This window comes from Cyclobacterium sediminis (genome assembly GCF_054781075.1).
The window spans coordinates 1-19,393 of sequence record NZ_BAAGVC010000020.1 but is presented as its reverse complement, the minus strand read 5'-3'; the positions used below and the strand labels follow the sequence as shown (position 1 = coordinate 19,393).

At 38.5% G+C, this 19,393-nt stretch carries 13 protein-coding genes and 1 pseudogene; 5 read left to right on the top strand and 9 right to left on the bottom strand.

The window, feature by feature from the left end:
- Positions 1–428: 428 nt before the first annotated feature.
- The 5 genes from ACYVHJ_RS17285 to ACYVHJ_RS17265 all read right to left on the bottom strand — a co-directional run bounded on the left by ACYVHJ_RS17285 (position 429) and on the right by ACYVHJ_RS17265 (position 4,528).
- Positions 429–839, bottom strand: a complete 411-nt coding sequence (locus ACYVHJ_RS17285; protein WP_460517238.1) for a hypothetical protein — start codon at positions 837–839, stop codon at positions 429–431.
- 11 nt (positions 840–850) lie between these two features.
- Positions 851–1,180 carry a hypothetical protein gene (locus tag ACYVHJ_RS17280; protein WP_460517235.1) on the bottom strand — a complete coding sequence of 110 codons (330 nt, stop codon included), beginning with the start codon at positions 1,178–1,180 and terminating at the stop codon, positions 851–853.
- Between the two features lie 684 nt (positions 1,181–1,864).
- Positions 1,865–2,323, bottom strand: coding sequence for a hypothetical protein (locus ACYVHJ_RS17275; protein WP_460517232.1), 459 nt, complete (start codon positions 2,321–2,323; stop codon positions 1,865–1,867).
- 12 nt (positions 2,324–2,335) lie between these two features.
- Positions 2,336–3,169 (bottom strand): abortive infection family protein, encoded by an 834-nt coding sequence (locus tag ACYVHJ_RS17270; RefSeq protein ID WP_460517230.1) that lies wholly within the window; start codon positions 3,167–3,169, stop codon positions 2,336–2,338.
- Positions 3,170–3,541: 372 nt separating this feature from the next.
- Complete coding sequence (locus ACYVHJ_RS17265; RefSeq protein ID WP_460517227.1) at positions 3,542–4,528, bottom strand: hypothetical protein; 987 nt, start codon at positions 4,526–4,528, stop codon at positions 3,542–3,544.
- A 248-nt stretch (positions 4,529–4,776) separates the two neighbouring features.
- On the opposite strand from ACYVHJ_RS17265, the pseudogene ACYVHJ_RS17260 reads away from it, so the two are divergent.
- Positions 4,777–5,073, top strand: a pseudogene (locus ACYVHJ_RS17260) (IS66 family transposase); the annotation flags it as partial.
- A 311-nt stretch (positions 5,074–5,384) separates the two neighbouring features.
- Here the strand turns inward: ACYVHJ_RS17260 and ACYVHJ_RS17255 are convergent.
- The 4 genes from ACYVHJ_RS17255 to ACYVHJ_RS17240 form a co-directional block, all read right to left on the bottom strand.
- Complete coding sequence (locus ACYVHJ_RS17255; RefSeq protein WP_460517225.1) at positions 5,385–6,029, bottom strand: hypothetical protein; 645 nt, start codon at positions 6,027–6,029, stop codon at positions 5,385–5,387.
- 168 nt (positions 6,030–6,197) lie between these two features.
- A complete protein-coding gene (locus ACYVHJ_RS17250; RefSeq protein ID WP_460517222.1) occupies positions 6,198–8,753 on the bottom strand; it encodes an AAA family ATPase in 2,556 nt (851 codons plus the stop codon).
- A gap of 176 nt (positions 8,754–8,929) precedes the next feature.
- Positions 8,930–10,804 carry a sulfatase-like hydrolase/transferase gene (locus ACYVHJ_RS17245; RefSeq protein WP_460517219.1) on the bottom strand — a complete coding sequence of 625 codons (1,875 nt, stop codon included), beginning with the start codon at positions 10,802–10,804 and terminating at the stop codon, positions 8,930–8,932.
- Between the two features lie 109 nt (positions 10,805–10,913).
- Complete coding sequence (locus tag ACYVHJ_RS17240; RefSeq protein WP_460517216.1) at positions 10,914–11,048, bottom strand: hypothetical protein; 135 nt, start codon at positions 11,046–11,048, stop codon at positions 10,914–10,916.
- Between the two features lie 350 nt (positions 11,049–11,398).
- Between ACYVHJ_RS17240 and ACYVHJ_RS17235 the strand changes: the two genes are divergently transcribed.
- From ACYVHJ_RS17235 to ACYVHJ_RS17220, 4 genes are all read left to right on the top strand, one after another.
- Positions 11,399–12,724, top strand: a complete 1,326-nt coding sequence (locus tag ACYVHJ_RS17235; RefSeq protein ID WP_460517213.1) for a peroxidase — start codon at positions 11,399–11,401, stop codon at positions 12,722–12,724.
- Positions 12,725–12,728: 4 nt separating this feature from the next.
- Positions 12,729–14,138: a Dyp-type peroxidase gene (locus tag ACYVHJ_RS17230; RefSeq protein ID WP_460517210.1), complete on the top strand. Its 1,410-nt coding sequence runs from the start codon at positions 12,729–12,731 to the stop codon at positions 14,136–14,138.
- Positions 14,131–15,087 (top strand): catalase family protein, encoded by a 957-nt coding sequence (locus ACYVHJ_RS17225; RefSeq protein ID WP_460517207.1) that lies wholly within the window; start codon positions 14,131–14,133, stop codon positions 15,085–15,087. The genes ACYVHJ_RS17230 and ACYVHJ_RS17225 overlap by 8 nt, the downstream gene beginning before the upstream one ends.
- Positions 15,088–15,280: 193 nt before the next feature.
- Positions 15,281–16,624 carry a hypothetical protein gene (locus ACYVHJ_RS17220; RefSeq protein ID WP_460517204.1) on the top strand — a complete coding sequence of 448 codons (1,344 nt, stop codon included), beginning with the start codon at positions 15,281–15,283 and terminating at the stop codon, positions 16,622–16,624.
- The last annotated feature ends 2,769 nt before the right edge of the window (positions 16,625–19,393 follow it).

Below are 19,393 nucleotides of genomic sequence, written 5' to 3'. Positions count from 1 at the left end.
TCTCCTTGCATCTTCGGAGAACTTTTGTAATTCACTCATTTTGTCCGATTATAGGTTTACAATTTTTAATTAAATTGTGTCAACCTATTTCAGTACACGACCATCATCAGCTATGCGAGATTCCACCCCGATAAATCGGGGCAAGTTCTGACCATTAAAAAACAATTATAAACAGATGAAATTATGCTGGATTAGAAGGTTTGATAACCGTGGATCATTGGTAATTCCGTCCATTTCCAATTGCAAATTGGAAAGGATAGAAGGGTGTTTTGCAAACCTACACCCAGCTCACGAAGGCATAAACTACACCTAGGGGGGGGCTGAGCACGGCCCCTGAGCGGAGTCGAAGGGTGCCGAAGAGTGGCGAAGGGTTCCAACCGACAGAATGCTTAGTTATTGTAGAGCGTCGTTAACTCTTTTTAGATTAATTATATATCATTCATAATGAAGTAGTAAACTCCAACTATTGCAGCAATGATAATTATTGCTTTATACCATTTATATGCTATAAATGACAAAATTAATGCTATAATTCCAACTATTACTAAATTTTCACTAAGATGTGTTAACACATAATATCCTCCACCAAAGAAAGCTATAGTAGCTAAAATGTATCTCGCATTTTGCTGTGGATTACCGACGTTTCCACCACCTCCGCCTGTTGTACCTCCACTATTCCCTCCTCTACCTCCGCTTAATGTGCCTCCACCATTTCCTCTAGTGTCTGCAACTGGTATTTTCCCAGTCCCGCCACAGCCAACACAGATATCAGATTGATTTGTTGAATAATTATAATTAGAACCTATTCCATTACAATTTTCACATTTTTCCCAAGCCATATTTACTTTATCTAAATCATTTTGTATGCCTTCCTTATATCATTATAAAAATCACCAGGAGGTCCTCCACCAGCAGGCTCACTAAATTTACCAATTTTATTACCATTTTTATCATATGCAACATAGATATTAAAAATCAATAAATATTTTTTTAACAAAACTATTGGAATAACCAAATTGGATTCAGAGTTTTCTTCTGATTCCAATAGTTTCTTACGTAAGATTCGACTTTTTAAATAAAAGTGTAATTTAGTTCTATTTTCGCTTGCATAGCAATAGCTATCGGACCAAGGCGCTGCTGCAAAGACCTCTGCTTCAAATTTTTTGGGTAGTTTTTGCATTATCCTAATTATTATATTTAGTTTTCATATTTCTAAATGTTCTGGATTCAATTTTCTTAAATACTGCGTAAATTACCCCCTAAAAGTCTACTTTTTTAATACCTAAAGATACTAATAACAAGTAAACTATCAGCGCCCCCTTCATCAAACCGAATTCTGTTAATTACAGGACAAGCTATAAAGTTTTCCCTCATACGGCTTACCGATAGCCTTCTTTATTTACTTTTCACTTAAATCTACCTAGAATAGATTCCTATCCTACTCTTAATTTCAGACCGCCAAGGAAAAACTCAATTACAATCCTGAAAGATGCCACTTCTGTGGAAACCAAACGCTTATTACAACCAAGCCAATCGCCCCAGAGCGAGGACCACCACCCTTACACCAACTTAAAAATGATAACCTCGCAAATAATCACACGCTATCAAAAAGACTTTACTGGAAGCCCTGGAACACCTATGTCTTAGGTTTTATAAGACCTCAAAAATCAATGAAGCGAGGACTTAAAAATGCTACTAAACAATCAATTCGTCTACTTTTTAATAATTTTACTGCCACCTAATTCCCTGAATTACCCACCAAAACCAATCCAATCCCCATAGAAGGTAGCTACCGGAGCTTGAGTCCTAATCCTGACTGCTCAGGACTACAATGAACCGAAGCCTTACTTCGCATCATTGTAGCTTAATTGTTGTGCATAGTTTTTATCTCATTCAGGTCATATTCAACCTTATTTAGTTGGATTATTTCATCTTCAATCTCTACTTTCGTAGTAGTCTTTTTCCAGTAGGGAAATAACCAAGTCATTGCTGTACCTAAATTGTAAACTTCGTTGTTAGCAAGTATTAAGTCTACCCGATGTTTATATGAAAATTTCCCTTTATAATACTTGGTTATCTGTCTCTTACAGGTCATTAGATTAAAGAAGAGTTCTACAGTTTCATTTAGGTCTTCATATTCTGGGTCACAATGTACATGAGTCATTCCATAACCAACGGTTAATTCTTTAGAGTCAGATGAAATCCATAGTCCTGTATCCTTTAACGATAAATACATTCCGTTCTCGTTTTCTTCAATCTGGTCAGGAAAGTGTTTATTTAAAAGAATCTTTACTTTTTCAAAAATTACTTCATGCTTTTTCATTTACTGCTTATGTCAAAATGGTAAATCCTCCCAATTAACCGACTCCTTTTCTTCTTCTTTAATTTCCTGTTCAATTGTTTTCTCAATAGACTCAATAAATTTAATTGAATTTGTCACGTTATTAAATATCAAAACACTTTCTGAGTAATTCAATATAGGATTATCATGAGCAAAACTCCTGTTATTTCTAACATCATTGAACGCCTCAATAACATGAATAGAATATTTCAAAATTCTTTCAGTCATTTGGGATTCTATTTTTTCACTTGCAACAATAAACTTTACATATTTACCAAATAGAGCATTTAATGATTCATCCTTTTTTATTTCTATTTCATGATTTTCACATAACTGGCGAATAAACTTCGTTACATAAGTATGAAGTCTATCAAGTGCTGCTTCTGGCTCATTTTTTTCTATGCTTTCTCTTATTGATTTTGCTAATAAGCTGAAATCCTTATCATCTTCTTTTCCTTGAATTACTTCAATCTCTTCTATAATTTTACCTTCTAATAATCTATTTGCAATCTTTTCGCACTCTTCATACAAATTTTGCTCAGGTTGGGAAATATCACTATACGACATTGTTTTTTGGTCTCTCCAATGCTCCAACATTTCTAATGTTAATTTTCCGACCGAATAGTTATTTTCTTTTTGCCATATTGTTCTAAGCCTATTAGCTTTTGAATCTCCATTGTCTGAATACTTATCAGAATACAAATCTTTATCAAGTGTCTCAAAAATAAAGTCACTAAAAGTTCTATTTGAAAAGTCAAAAACATAGCCTCCACCCATATCAAATAGCTTTTCTAGCTTCAATTTCTCTCTTCTATTTATATCTGCCATTTGCAGTCTTCTAATTTATGCAGTAGAGTAGAGTCTGATAGCCTACCCTATTTAATTACCTATAAAGATAATAATAAGCAGTAAACTATCAGCGCCCCCTTCATCAAACCGTACATGAAGTTTTCCCTCATACGGCTTACCGATAGAGTTCTTTATTTGCTTTTCAGATGAATCTATCCCAAATTGATAAATATTCCATATATAACCACGCCCCTATATGACTCCGGAATCACATTTCTCTTCACATAAAGGTAATTCCATGCAAAAGGTGGAAACTTAGAATGACCTCTGATTTGGGTCACTATTACTGTCGTCCTTGAGCTTACTGAAAAGACGAAGGATGGTGTAAGTCCATAAGTAGGAATGCTTGGTTTATCTTCCCTGTTTTGAAGCAATTTCTTGAATTCTTGCGTGTAAATCCTTTTTAAGTTGAGTTTGAGAATTCCAAAAAATAATTGGAACGTCCTTAGCATCAAAGTGAATTTTAGTACCTTCTTTTGCCAATGCAATCAGTGGCTTATCTAAAGCATCAGCAAAACCCATCTCATAATAAATATTAGGCCTCTCCATCGAAAGTTCAACTATTACAAATGCACTATTTTTAATACTTGAAAACATGGTAGGCGTAATTCTTTTTGTATCAGTAATTTCATCCATTCTCATGCAATTATATGGCGGATTAAATTGAGAACATACATCCTTAAATGACTGATAAGCATCAATAAGGGAGGGGTCGGTATTAAATGACATTACAACAAATACATTATTAGAAACATTTATTCTTTCAGCCAGATTTATTACAGAAAGAGCTAATTCTTCATCAGAGATAGTAGCTTCAGCCAAATCTTCAAAATCATCTAATGTAATGTTATTACCGCCTAAATTCTCATACTTTTTTCGTTCTTCTTTATAAATAGCTTTTGCTGCACCTCCAAATTTAACTAAAGGAAGAAGTGGCTTATTAGCTATTCTTGCCCAATTTGCTGCTGTTTGAGTTCCATTAAAACCACAAACTGCAATTACAACATCGGCATTCTCTATTGGTTCAGGAATTCTCAAGTTGGGGGAACTTAGGTTCCAATCTCTAAGTTCAGAATTTCGAATTTTACCAGAATTATGTGAAGGTTCCTCACCGTCGATAATATATCCTAAAATTTTATCCTTTGGATCAACATTATTTTTTACTAACCTTTCAGCTGCATTTCGCGCAAGTACTGCGTCGAATTCTGTTCTGCAAGCATTTAATAAAGTATGGCCATTAATCACTATTTGCTCACTTAGTTTTTCAACAAAATTTAAGGCCTTTTCCTTTGATTCAAGATTATTATCGTTAAAACCACCAATTACTAAAATTTTCATATTTCTATATAAACTTATTTATTTAAGGTTTTAATTAAGATAACAATATGGTATCTAATTTAGGAAGAAATCAATTTAAAGACTAATAATCCCTATTCAAATAGCTAGGTCCCTAGTGTTTTTTAAGTTTAATTTTACCTAGTAAGGACAAACCTTTCTGTTCCCGCTTGTGGCAATACTAACGACAAATGAAGTTGACCTACATTTTCAACTTAAATCATCAATCCCTGATTAAAAAAAAAGATTTTTCCAGGTGGGCAGAACTTTCCAATTACTTGCTTGACGGAAGCTTGGAAATAGATAATAACCTGATAGAGAATGCTATCAGTCCAGTAGCCCTGGGCCGAAAAAATTACCTCTTTGCAGGATCCCATGCTTCAGCACAGAGGGCAGCTATGATCTATTCCTTCTTTGCCATATGCAAAAAGAACGAAGTCAACCCATATGAATGGCTAAAGTATACTCTTGAAAAAATCACAGAGATAAATCACAAAAACGTCAGAGACCTATACCCACAGAACTTTAAATTAAACCTTGACATGTAGTTGGTGGTGCGGATACGCTTAATGGGACAGGTATGTCCAAAAGGGAAAAACCACCTAATAATTACGCTAAAAACATCATAAAAGTGACTTTAGCCTACTAAAAAAAACAAAACAACGTAAAGGAAAAACCTATAACTACCTAACTTTTTCTTCCTCCAACCATTGAAAAATAAAACAGGGAAAACCATTCCCCATAGTAATCCTAATTCCCAACATCACTTCAATGTTTCATTGAAGATTACCCTGAAACTTTCTCAGGGTTCAACACTGCATTCAGACTAGGCTGTTCCAGCCGTCAGAATGCTTAGTTATTACCTGCTGGCTTTATTTTTTCTTTTAAATTCTGGGGTGCATAGACTTCCTGTCGCTCCACTTCCATAATTTAAAACTATATTTTCTTTATAAAACATACTCATACAGTCATCTGAGTATTCTTCTTGTTGTTCAGCAGTTAAATTCTTATCAAATACTGAAAAACTCAATAGTGCCATACCGCTAAATCCGTATTCAATTTCGACTGGATTTCTACTTCTAATCCCGATGCAATTAGCTTTCTCCAATTTATCATATAGATTACTAAATATTTCTCGATTCCAATTCAGCTTATTTTTAACTAATTCTAATGACTTTGTATTACCACGATATTTCTTTTTATATTTGGTTTGCGGCGTTTCTATATAATTATCTATGTCGATATCCCATTGTCCGAATAGTTGTTCTCTTTTAACCGAATCCCCAATTGGTCCATAAACAAATAAGTCGATATTATCAGAGGAATTATACTGAATTCTTACAGTAAAATTTTCTGGCACTATATCACTGAAGTAGTTTTTTAAGTCAGCTATTTCATTTGATTTTTCGTCAATATTATTTTTCATTCCTTCGATTGAATTCATTCCACAACTCGAAAGAAATATTGATAATATTAAAATACTTATGAGGTTATGTGTTTTCATTTTCTCAGCTTGCAGGTAACGGCGGCGGTTTCGGGTATGAAACGTAGGGCATTTCGAAGCACTTAACTGTCCGCCCGAAACAAAGCTTGATAAATGCCTGAAACTTGCGGAAACCACTGTCCGCCCTATGTTTTATACCCAATGTTGGGCGTTCGTGCTTTTATTTTTTTATATAAATTCTTTTCTCAATTTCTTGAACTCGTCATAATCAATTTTCAACTCGTCAATTGTTGGTGTTGTGTGTATTACTCTTGGACTGCTGTGTCCGTCAATGGATACGCAACACTTCTCGTAAATGTCGTTTAATTTTCCTTTATGCTTATCAATTTTATCACCGTCAATTCGCAATAAAGAAGGAAAAGCAACACCTTTCGCATATCTTTTTACTGTCTTTTTGAGTAGATTCTCTTCAACTGCTACTTCAATAGCGGAACGTAAATGCCCATAACCTTTACGAGCAACTTCCTCCTCACTCTGCCCATTCGGTTTTGTTCCCAAAAGAAGGTTTAGTTTCTTAGTGTAATAAGTGTACGAGTTAATTTCTTCAACATCGTCAATTATACCCGTTTCTCCGAAACTACTTGATACACTGCGAAAAGCAAATGCAACCCCTGCCTGTTTGTTTGTATCTAACTCTGATTGTTGAATGAAGCTATTGAGAAGCAAAATGCTATGAGTAAAGACGATAACCTGTCTTTGCTTAGATAACTCGATTAACCTTTTTGCAACTTCATCAATAATTCGATGGTCAAGGCTGTTTACTGGGTCATCAAAAATTACTGGCGCTTCTATGTTGTCAAGTTGCAGTTCAGTGAGAAACTCTGCCAAAGCAATAGCTTTTTGCTCACCTTCACTTAAAATGTCTGTCAATACATGATTTTCTATCTTCTGTGAAACCCTCGATTTTCCTCTGTCAGTCACAAAATTCAGCTCTATTTTAATGTTAGATTTTCTGAGTGCTTTCAGTTCTCCCTGAAATATGTCATTGAAGTTTTGCTTTACTAATGCCTCTCTTGCTTCTGTTGTTTTACGGCTGATGGAATTAGTATTAAAGTTGTTATAATTTGAATTTAATACGGATACAATCTTATGATTTGCAATAGCCGATTTTACTTCAGCTTGCTTCGATGATAGAAGCTTGCGGTCCTTCAATTCATCAATTTTCTTTTTAAGCTCATTCTCTTTAGCCGCGAGATTGGACAACACTTCCTTTTTCTGAACAAGTTTGGTTTTAATTGCTTTGCTTTTGTTTTTGAGAAATTCTAATAGTTTGTTATAATCGAAATCAAACGTTGAGCCTTCGACTATTCTATCAGAAACAAAAGTTGTCTTTAACATGCCCAATTCTTTGTTGTAATCAGTTATTTCTTTTGGCTGAATTGGCCTCTCGTCATTATCCAAACCGAACGAAGATTGATGCAATAATAAATTGGTGTCAACCTGTGATATTTGGTTTATCAGCTGTTCTTTTTGTTGTTTTAATTGTTTAATGCTTTCTTGAGTCTTGTCATTGAGCAGTTTTCTGTAGCTTCTCAATAATTCCTCAGCGGATTTTTCAAGTGGTTGCTTGCAATACACGCAAAGATCTTCTTGATTTGGGTATTCAGGCTTGTTGAGAATTTTAATATAGTTTTCTGCAGATTGAATGAATAACTGAAATTCACGTGTTTCATAGAATTCAATTCCATTGCTCTCCGCTATTTCTTTAATGCCTTTCTTAGCTTGCTTTTGCAATTCGGCAAGCTCTCCATTTATCTTGATTAGCTTGCCCCAATTGTTTGAGGATAATAGAGCTTGAGCGGTTTGAATTTTGGTAACAAGTGAGTTTATCTCGGTTTCCTGTGCAGCTAAGTTTTGTATTTCATTTTGCAGTAGTTGTCTATTGAGGTTGTTAAGTTCTGTTTCTTTGTCTTTTAATTCTTTCTCTTGTTCCGATGAGAAGGAAGATAATTCAGTTAGCTTTTCCTCTGAAGAGGTGCCTTTTAAGCCATTGATGAATATCTGTTGTGGCGTTCCTTCACGCAAAGTTTCAGCCCACACTAATGCAGTAGGATGACTTGCAATTTTTGTCTGCAAGAGCCTTTCTAGCTCTTTTAACTCACCCGAAATAATGTTGAAAAGATGAAAACCGATTGGGGAAACAATGAGTTGTCTGTCGGAAAGAGAAATTTGAACGCAATTGTTATTAAAGACTGAAATACTCTCTAATTCTTGATTTCTATTCGTCCCATCCCAAGTAAATGTGTCTGCAACTCCATTTGCTTCAAAGTTGATTAATGCGGACTTCGGTTCCGAACTTCCAAAGACGTTAGAAAAAATAGAGTTGTTGCTATCATAGCTAAACCCAAGGGATTTTAAAACCCGTCCATAGCCTGTTTTTCCCGTTCCGTTTTCTCCATAAATGATTGAGATATTGGGTGCAAAATCTAATGTCTGATTTTTTGCAAGCCTGTTGACACCCGTGATGTCGGAAAGAGAAGTTAATTCAATCCTTTTACCTGTCGGTGTATATGTAGGCTTAGCAGTCGTCAAGCTGGGCAAGCCTGTATGTAGTTTGATATTCTGTAGAAAATAATTGAAAATTGTTGCTCTGTCAGAGGGCGAAAGGGAACTTTCCGTAGTTACGACCTTGTCAACAAGAAGTTTACTCCACTCCCCATGATTTTCAGCCCATTCCCAAAGGAAATCAACAAGTTCTTTTTTACTGGTGGTCGTAGAAGTCATTTTTCTGTTTCAAAGTTTGATATGTTGTACTGTCCTTTTGCATGACGCCCAACTTGTTTATATGCGCAATTTTATTACACAATATATCCGCATGTGGTTGAATTGGTGTAATTTTATTACCTTTTATTTTTAGAATATCTCCTTTAAATTTCGAAGGATTAATATTTATGTTTTTCTTACCAGTCCATATCAAAACCATAATCTGAAGGGTTGATTTTCCACTTCTCCAGCAAGCCCCTGGCAGCCCTAAGGTCATATTGGCTGCGGTCCAATTCACCGGCATTTTCTACCATGGCAACAACTGCATCTAGGCTGGTTTTAGATTGGTCTTCTATGCTGTCTATTACGTTAAGTGCATGGGTTCTGGCAAAGGAATTGGGTGTCATCAATACCTCCGCCAGTGCTTGCCTGGCTTTTTCTTTGGCACCCAAGCCATACAATGCCTCAGCCGCCACGGATTTAACATTGGGAGAGGGATCATTTAAGGCTTCCTCCAGCGCTCCTAGAGCAGGTCTGGCCTTTTCGCCCAATATCAATAATCCGGTAGCTCCCCAATACCGCTCCGCTGCTTCCTCAGAGTTCAGCAAGTCCATCAATTGTGAAAGGTCTTCTTCTTTGGCCGTTGAGGCCAAATTGGCTGCTTCTATCAATTGCTCCAAATTGATATCGGAGTTGCGCATATAATCATAGGCCGTGGTGCCTTCTGTTCTGTCGATGAGCGCTGCTTCGGGGATAAAACCGGTATCCTTAATTTCCAACATCCAATCTTTGGCCGCTCCACGCATCCGCTCCAAAACATCACGGTATTCAGGATCATTCGCCAGGTTATTTACTTCCCATGGATCATTTTCTGTGTCATACAGTTCTTCCGCTGGCTTGGTATTCCAAAAGGCCGATTGGATGGGGTTTAATTCTCCCGCTTTAAAAGCTGCTTGCCAAGACCTAATCGATGGTGCCCTGAATAAATATTCTAGGTACTGCCCATACACCCTGTAAGGAATGTAATTCCGGATATACCTGAATTTTTGGTCACGCACTGCCCTGCTCATGTCATAGCGTTCATCCATTCTTCCGCGAAACATAAATACATATTCCGGATCCGGCGTTTTCTTCTCTCCCAAAAAGGCTTTTCCCTGCAGGTAATCAGGGATATCTGTGCCGATAATGCTTAGCAGTGTAGGGAATAAATCCACAAAACTAATCATTCGGTCTACTTTATCGCCCGGTTTTTCGGCAGGAAACAAATGCTTGTATTTTTCAGGTATTCTCACAATAAAAGGCACCCGGGTTCCGGTTTCATACACATAACGTTTGCTTCTGGCCAGTACGCCCCCATGGTCCCCATAATAAAAAACAATGGTATTCTCCGCTTCTCCACTTTCTTCCAATTCTTGAAGAATTTCGCCGATTTTTTGATCCATGTCCTCCACCTTATCATAATATTGCGCCCAGTCATGTCGCATTTCCGGGGTATCCGGATGGTAAGGTGGCAAAGGAACCTCCTCAGGACTGTGCCTTAGTTCCTCATTGGGAATCGACTTATGGATGGAGCTCTCATGGGAAATGGTGGAATTAAATACCGCGAAAAAAGGCTTTCCTTCCGGCCTGTTTTTATAATGTGCCTTCTTACTGGAGTCGTCCCAAATATTGACGTTTTGCTCCGGATTAATATTGTAATCTTCTTTGGAATTATTGCTGGTATAGTAACCTGCTTCCCGCAACATTTGCGGGTAAAACTTTACCACATCAGACTTGTCATAATAACTCCTCATGTGCTGATTCCCTCCCGAAATGGCATAAATACCGGTCAATATTGTGTTCCTGGCAGGGGCACAAACGGGGACATTGGCATAGGCATGGGTATAAAGAAAACCCTCAGCTGCCAAGGCATCCATATTGGGCGTGGTAGCAAATTCATCTCCATAGCATCCGGCGAAGGGACTGTTGTCTTCACTTGTGATCCATAATATATTGGGGAGAGGTAATTCTTCTTCGGGCTTTCCACATCCAAAAAATAACAAGAGCGAAAGAAAATATAAAGTATGTTTCATTTTGGGTTTTACTTATTATTATCGTGAAAATATAAATAAACTCATTTTTTTTGAATTTTTGTAGTGTATAAAGTGAAAACAAAAAATTAATAAATAAAATAGGTTGGTATTATTCTATCCATCTTCCCAAGCCTTTATATTGGCCCCCTCTTTCCTTATGAAACAATACACAGCCATTGGCTTTGGCCTTTAGTAAGGCGCTCAAAATTTTAATTACCAAGCCCATCAATTTGATATTCAACAATTTGAACCCAATTAAAAAGTGTGATTTTTCCCTTATTTTAGAGGCTAAATAATGGTCAAAAAACATGAAACCCTTCCCTCCTTCTTGAGCGAATAATGGTTTTCAAAGGCTAAAAACCACTTCACTAACCTAATTTATTAAGGGTATATTCCTTGGCAAAAAAGTGTAGCAACCTTTAAAAAAATCAAAGGATTTTGCAGCATACTTCAACCCCAATCGCATTCCTCCAATACAAAATTGAACCGTCCTCTTTTTTCTATAAAATTCAAATAAAACCTTATTTTTTTATGGCATTTCTTTATTAAAAAGAAATAAAATTTTTTTATATTGTATCAAATATGATAAGGTTTATGTCAACAATCCATAAAGGGCTTACAGTTACCGTTACGCTACATGAAGATAAATTGACAGATGTCAATGCCCAATTGTTTCAGTTTCGAAATGAGCTAAAGACCAACAGGGAACAATTTGAGAAGGCATTGCCCGGCACCTTTTTTATCAGCTGGTTAACCTTGCCCCCACAAGTTTACGAGGAACAGGAACAACTTCCCGCCAGGATTATTCTAATGACAAGCTATGTTGGGGATAAAAACCAACATATTGAAGAGCTTGTTGCATTTTTGGAGCCTAAGTTAAAACAGGTTTTTGGCGAAAGTGATGAGTTTCCCATAACCTATTCAGGGGAATCAGAAATGATAGCATTTCTGCACGATAAATCTGTGCCCAACACTTTTTATAGCGGTTTTAAATTTATCAGCACTGCAGATGTGGAAAGGGAAAAAGACCTTAAAGCTGCTGTATGGGAATATGCCCAACAAATGAACACAGACCCCGAGGCTTCCCAACTGCCACCATCTAAAATAAAAAAGAAAATTGAGTATTATATAGCGAATCACCCCAAACTCAGCTGGGCCGTTGCCGGTATTCCATATGCCCGAAAAAACAAAATACAGATGCTACTTCCCCTTGTCATTTTCGGCCTGGTAATGGCATGCTCCATTGTATGTATTGTCCTTAGTTTTTTTGTTGATGCCTTATTTGTAAAAGTAATGGCTTGGGTTTTTCCATTGTTTCTTCTTTTTATGGGGGGAATGTTAGTCCTGCTTCGGCAAAATGAAAAAAAAACACATATTCCGGGGAAAGAACTGTCAGATGAAGAAGTAAGAAAGATCGTTGCCTTGGAAACCAATCCGGTAATAAATGAAATGACAGTAATTGCTCCTTTGAAAAAAGGCTGGATCAGGCGGGCCTTCTTAGCTGTAAGTTTAAAATTGGTGGGTCTACTGGCCTACTTCACCTATATCCCCACCGTCCATACTGCCCGCTGGTTGCAACTAGACAAAGGGAAAAGATTGGTTTTTATCGCCAATTTCGACAACCTTTCTGAGGCTTATGCCCATGACTTTGTCGACAGTGAAAGGAGAACAAAGAACATGGCCGTAATTTTTAGTCATGCTTTTGGATTTCCCGCCACCCGCTGGTTGATTCACAAACAGTACAACCACCGCTCTGAATACATGAAAGGGGTCAGGGCCCACCAAAAGATCACTCAATTTTGGTACAGCCGAAACCAGTATGAAAGTGTAGAAAACCTCAAAAGAAATAGGGCTTTCCGAGAAGGCCTGTTTAAAGAAATGGATGAAGAAGCAATAAAAAAATGGCTATTAACGATTTGAACCTATGACATTGGAAAAAAAAGACATTCAGGGGCTAATGGTTCGTGGTCATGGAAACCTAAAAAGCGCACGATTTTTACTCTACACCTGCTCAGACCCTACTTCCTCCTGTGATTTCTTAAAGGAGATAGTCCCATTGATCACTAATGCTGAAGAAAAACCTGAAAAGGAGGCCATACACATCGCTTTTACCTATGAAGGGCTTTCCTTTCTTCAATTACCGGCTCCTCTTTTAAATAGCTTTTGCAGGGAATTTAAGGAAGGCATGACAGCCGAACAACGGAGAGCTGTACTGGGTGATATAGGAGACAATGACCCGGATAATTGGGATTGGGGCCAGGACAGCATACATTTTTTATTGATGGTCTATGCCAAAGATCAGGAGCAGTTGGATAAAAGCATGCTTCGAATAAAAGAACAAACAGACCGCTGTGGCATTGAATTAATCCATACCCTTCCTACAGGCCTTTTGCAACATCAAAAGGAACACTTTGGGTTTAGGGACGATATTTCCAGACCTGTTATTCGGGAATTATTAAATGAAACACCTCCTGAAAACCTTTTCACCTTTCCTGCCGGAGAATTTATCATGGGCTATAAAAACCTCTATGATGAATATGCTCCTGCTCCCTATGTTCCTTTTGAGTTGGATACCACAGGACTGTTGCCGGTGCATCCGGATTACCCGGAGAGAAAGGATTTGGGTAAGAATGGCAGCTATTTGGTCTTCAGGCAAATGCATCAAAATGTCCATAGCTTCTGGAAATACATGAAGGAGCAAACCGGAGAGAAAGGAGAAGCCATCAAACTGGCCAGTAAAATGGTGGGCAGGTGGCCGGATGGTTCTCCACTGGCGCGCTGCCCCATGGCCCCTGATCCGGCGCTATCCGAGTCCAACGAATTTGGCTATTGGGACGATGACCAAGCCGGACTAAAATGCCCATTGGGTGCCCATATCAGAAGGTCCAATCCCAGGGATCACTTGGTGACTGAAACAAGTAAAAAAGATTCCTCCGAAATGGCTGCCAAACACCAATTGCTACGAAAAGGCAGACCATACGGCCCCCCTGTTACTCCGGAACTTGACCCGCAAAACATCATGGATTCCACAGAAGATAAACAGGAACGAGGCCTGCATTTTATTTGTATGGTAACAGACATCAGAAGGCAATTTGAATTTGTTCAGAACAACTGGGTGAGCTTTCACAAGTTTGGAGGTTTGGAAAATGATGCCGACCCCATCATCGGAAACCACTACGATACCGGGCAATACAAAACCAATGAGTTTAGTGTTCCCCACTACCCCATTAGGAAAAAGTATAGCAATCTTCCCAATTTTACCTTAATTAAAGGTGGAGCCTATTTCTTTTTTCCGGGGATCAAAGCCCTACAATATATCGCAAACCATGAGTGAAAACCAATATACCAAAGAGGAAAAAGAGATTCAAGAATTGATCCGGACCATGAAGGATTACCTGGACAAGGAATACCGGAATGGTAAGAAACTTAGAAATTTCCACCCCAAAATGCATGGGCTTTTAAAAGGTACCTTAAGCATAGCCGAGGATTTACCGGAAGAGTTAAGACAAGGTCTCTTTAAAGAGGCAAGAAGCTATGAAGCTTGGATCAGGCTTTCAAACGCTCCCCCTAAAATAAAATCAGACAAACCGGCCTCCGGAAGAGGCTTGGCCATCAAGGTCATGGGGGTTGAGGGAGAAACAATTGAGCCGGACCCCATGGGAGTGCCCACACAAAATTTTTTATTGACCACCAGCCCAATTCTGTCAGCCTGGAATATCTCTTTGTACGCAAAAGCCATAAAAGCTGTATTGTTCGGCCTCTGGGAACAAGTCAAGTTTGCCTTCAATCCTTCGCATTGGAGAAGTATTTACCTGACCTTCAAGTACAGTAAAAAACACGACAACCTGCTCTCACAAACCTATTTTTCCGGTGGAGCTTTTAAATTTGGTCCTAGCTTGTATGTGAAATTTGTTTTGACCCCATTGGAACCCAATTTGGGTTATACACTCAATGAAGAGAAAGGAGATGATTTTTTAAAGTCCCAATTAATAAAAGACTGTGAAACCAGACCTCATGGGTTTACCTTAAATGTGCAAATTCACAAAAATGACCAAGACCAGCCATTGGAAAACACTTCCATTGCCTGGAAGGCTCCCTTAATACCCGTTGCCACTCTACATATTCCCCAGCAATCTTTTGACTGTGAGGGCCGAATAGAAATGGGAGAAACGCTGGAGTTTTCTCCTTGGATGGGATTAAAGGATCACGAACCTGTTGGCGGTATCAATCGAGCAAGAAGAAGGGTTTACAAAGAATTGGCGGCCTATCGAAAAGAGAGTTGATTCCATCCCCTACAATTTCTCAATTGGCCACAAACAAATACCACACTCATTTTCAATCACTTGCAAATATCAATTCGTTTTGGTATTTTAGTTGATAACATTCCATCAATGGAGGTATTCATTACCTTTTTGATCTTTTGTTGCGCTATTTTTTTGATCAATGCAGTTTTGAGACCCAATAATAAGTCCTGCCATGAAAGAGACTTGCCTATCTATGCTCTTTGCCTATCTGCTTGTTTTTTCCAGCGCAGCCCAAGTCCCAATTGTTCCGGTACCTACCTCTGGATTGCTCAACCAATCTCCGACAAGCTCATTGATAAGTGAGCCAATACTCTTTAAGGAAGAGATACAACAAATTCATTCCTTACAAAAAGCTTACGATTCCCTCAATCAGGACATCCAAAAATTCAAGACAAGTAAAATAGACAGTACCCAAAGAGACAGTCTGGTAAGTGAATTAAAGAATCGAGGCCTAAAAATCATCGAACAGGAGAAAACCATACTTCTCAGCTTAAGCTCCGAAGCTAGCCCCTCAAGTCAAAATTTAAAGCATACCTGTACTTACCTTTTAAGTCAGGTAGAAAAGTCAAAAACAGCCTTGGAACAAGCCCAAGATATGGCTACCATAGAAGAAATTATCGGGCAAAATGAGGAAAACCTGAAAGCAATATTCAATGAACAGCTAATGCCCGAGCTTAAACAAAAACTAGGGGGAACCCTCAATGAGCAGATAAAATCTCCCGATACAGGCATTTTGGATTATTATGGTAAGGGAGCAGTGAAAGAAATGGCTCGTGAAAAAATAAGTCCCAGACTTACCCTAACCAAAGCCCAATCATTGGTCAAAGAAAAACCCAAGGGCATTTCAAATGAATACTTGCAAAACATCGGAAATGACTATAGCAAAATAAGCATGGATTCTTTGGGGAATATCCAAGTAGCGGAGGCGGAAAAAACAATTGAAAAATTTAACCTTAAGGAAGCTAATCATTTGAAAAATGCTCCATTCTTAGAACGTACAGGTTTATACCTCTGGTACGATCCCTTGACATCATTTGCTGAGGGGTTATATGTAGATCTGGGCATCAAGTACAGTATTAGCAGTCAGTGGCATACTTTTGCAGGAATAAATATCAAGCGGCAATTTAAAAATCAAATCGGGCCAACAAGTACAGGAGAAGGAATAAAAGGAGGATTGCGTTTTAGTCTGGGGAATTGGTTCCTTCAGGGGGAGTTGGCCAGAAGCAGGATAAGTTTGGCCTATGCACCGGGTTTTGAAAGCAAAAATTTTGATGGTTCCATTTGGTTATCAGGTTTAGGGGTTGGCCGAACCATTCCAATGGGAAAAAAGTTTCAATCCATAGTTTTGCTGACCTATGATCCCCTATTTAATGAGAATCGCGGCCTTTCAACTTCCAGGTTTCAACTTAGAATTGGCTTTGAGTTAAAGCAACTAAAGAAAATCACGCAAGAAATCCCCAAAAACCTGATCCCCTCAATTCCCCGCCCAACCGCTACTTCCAAAATATTGGATTGACCAGAGACTTTTAAATCCGTCATTCCGAGACTTTGCTGGGGCTTGCGTGTAGAAAGTCGAAGGAATCTCCAACGGAATGAGGTTTGACTCCTTTCCATACACAACAACTCTCCAAAAATGGTTCGCAGTGACGGTACATCATTCCAAGAATTAACATTTTAAAAACGCAGCAATCATGATGACAGCATTCAATTAAAAAGACCATATCTACTTTTTTGCTGTAGGCCTGCCCTGATGCGAAGCAATTCAGTGGTCAAAAAAGTAAGGAACCTGTCCTGAAGCGGAGCCACTCAGTGACCTGTCCTGATGCGTAGCAAGTCAGGAGAAAACCCCGCCGCTGAGTATCTTTTCGACTAAAATTTAAGGCCTCCCGCACACATGCAAACTCCTCGTTTTTGGTGTTAATATTGGCCTTACTTTTTAATAATTACTAAACCAAAAACTTCGTCAAACAGTGCCTGTGCCCTTGCCATCACTTCTTAAATTTCTTAACGCCGAAAATCTACAAGGCGGAAGTTAATATATTCGTCATTCCGAGACTTTGCTGGGGCTCGAGTGGAGAAAGTCGAAGGAATCTCCAACGTAATGAGATTGCCACACCCTTTCCCTACGCTACACCTCTCCAGAAAAGGGTTCGCAATGACGGTACATCATTCTTAAAATTAACATTTTAAAAACGCAGCATTCATGATGACAGCATTCAATTAAAAAGATCATTTTTTACTTTTTTGCTGCAGTGCATGTCCCGAGCAGTGAAACGAATCGGGATCAATAAAGTAAGGAACCTGTCCTGAAGCGGAGCTAGTCAGGAGAAAACCCCACCGCTGAGTATCTTTTCGACTAAAACTTAAGGCCTCCCGAACACAGGCAAACTCCTCGTTTTTGGTGTTAATATTGGCGTTGTTTTTTAATGTTAACTAAACCAAAAAACTTCGTCAAACAGTGCCTGTGCCCTTGCCATCACTTCTTAAATTTCTTAACGCCGAAAATCTACAAGGCGGAAAATATATCCGTCATTCCGAGACTTTGCAGAAGCCTCGCGAAGAGAAAGTCGAAGGAATCTCCAACGGAATGAGGTTTGATTCCTTTCCATACACAACAACTCTCCAAAAAGGGTTCGCAGTGACGGTACATCATTCTTAGAATTAGCATTTTAAAAACGCAGCAATCATGATGACAGAGTTCAATTAAAAAGATCATTTTTACTTTTTTGCTATAGGTCAAAAAAGTAAGCAAAAAAACCCACCGCTGAGTATCTTTTCGGCTAAAATTTAAGTCCTCCCGCACACAGGCAAACTCCTTAGTTTTTGGTGTTAATATTGGCGTTGCTTTTTAATGTTAACTAAACCAAAAACTTCGTCAAACAGTCCCTGTGCCCTTGCCATCCCCGCTTAAATTTCTTAACGCCGAAAATCTACAAGGCGGAAAATAATATATTCGTCATTCCGAGACTTTGCTGGGGCTCGAGTGGAGAAAGTCGAAGGAATCTCCAACGTAATGAGATTGCCACACCCTTTCCCTACGCTACACCTCTCCAGAAAAGGGTTCGCAATGACGGTACATCATTCTTAGAATTAACATTTAAAAACGCAGCAATCATGATGACAGCATTCAATTAAAAAGACCATTTTTACTTTTTTGCTATAGGTCAAAAAAGTAAGCAAAAAACCCCACCGCTGAGTATCTTTTCGGCTAAAATTTAAGTCCTCCCGCACACAGGCAAACTCCTTAGTTTTTGGTGTTAATATTGGCGTTGCTTTTTAATAATTACTAAACCAAAAACTTCGTCAAACAGTCCCTGTGCCCTTGCCTTCTCATCTTAAATTTCTTAACGCCGAAAATCTACAAGGCGGAAATTGATTAATGATGGGCGATTTTTAACGCACTCGCCAATCTGAGGGCGGGAGGCCGGGCCAAAACTACGAGGCGGCGTTGGGCCTTGCGGGGGGAAGTTTAGTTTTGGCTAGATTTTTCTTTGGTTCGTTTCTTTTCATCAATGCCTGTCCTGATGCGTAGCAAGTCAGGGGAAAAGAAATGAACGGAAAACCTCTGCTTTCAGGGATAAAATCACTTTAGAAAGCCAAACTCACCAGACAGCGTTGAACCAGTGACAGTTCTATTAATTCTTGTACTTTACAATTATTAAAGATTTGAAATTTCCAAGTGATTATTGTTAAATTACAAACCAGTATTTACTACACCAAGACATTCACTAAAACAACTGTCACTTTTTTGCTGCATTGCATGTCCCAAGCAGTGAAACGAATCTAAAGGAAGCGTAGTAACTCAGTGGCCTGCCCTGAAGTGAAGCGACTCCATGATGCGCAGTAACCCAGGAGAAAAGAAATGAACGCTTTACTCTCCGTTAAATATATAATTATTACAAGCAGTTCAATGTAATAAAGCATTTCTGTTTCTAATATACCAAGTAATTGATTATGATCATTTTTACTTTTTTGCTACAGGTCAAAAAAGTAAGGAACCTGTCCTGAAGCGGAGCTAGTCAGGAAAAACCCCACCGCTGTGTATCTTTTCGGCTAAAATTTAAGGCCTCCCGCACACAGGCAAACTCCTTAGTTTTTGGTTTTAACATTGGCGTTGATTTTTTAATGTTAACTAAACCAAAAACTTCGTCAAACAGTGCTTGTGCCCTTGCCATCCCCGCTTAAATTTCTTAACGCCGAAAATCTACAAGGCGGAAAATATATCCGTCATTCCGAGACTTTGCAGAAGCCTCGCGAAGAGAAAGTCGAAGGAATCTCCAACGGA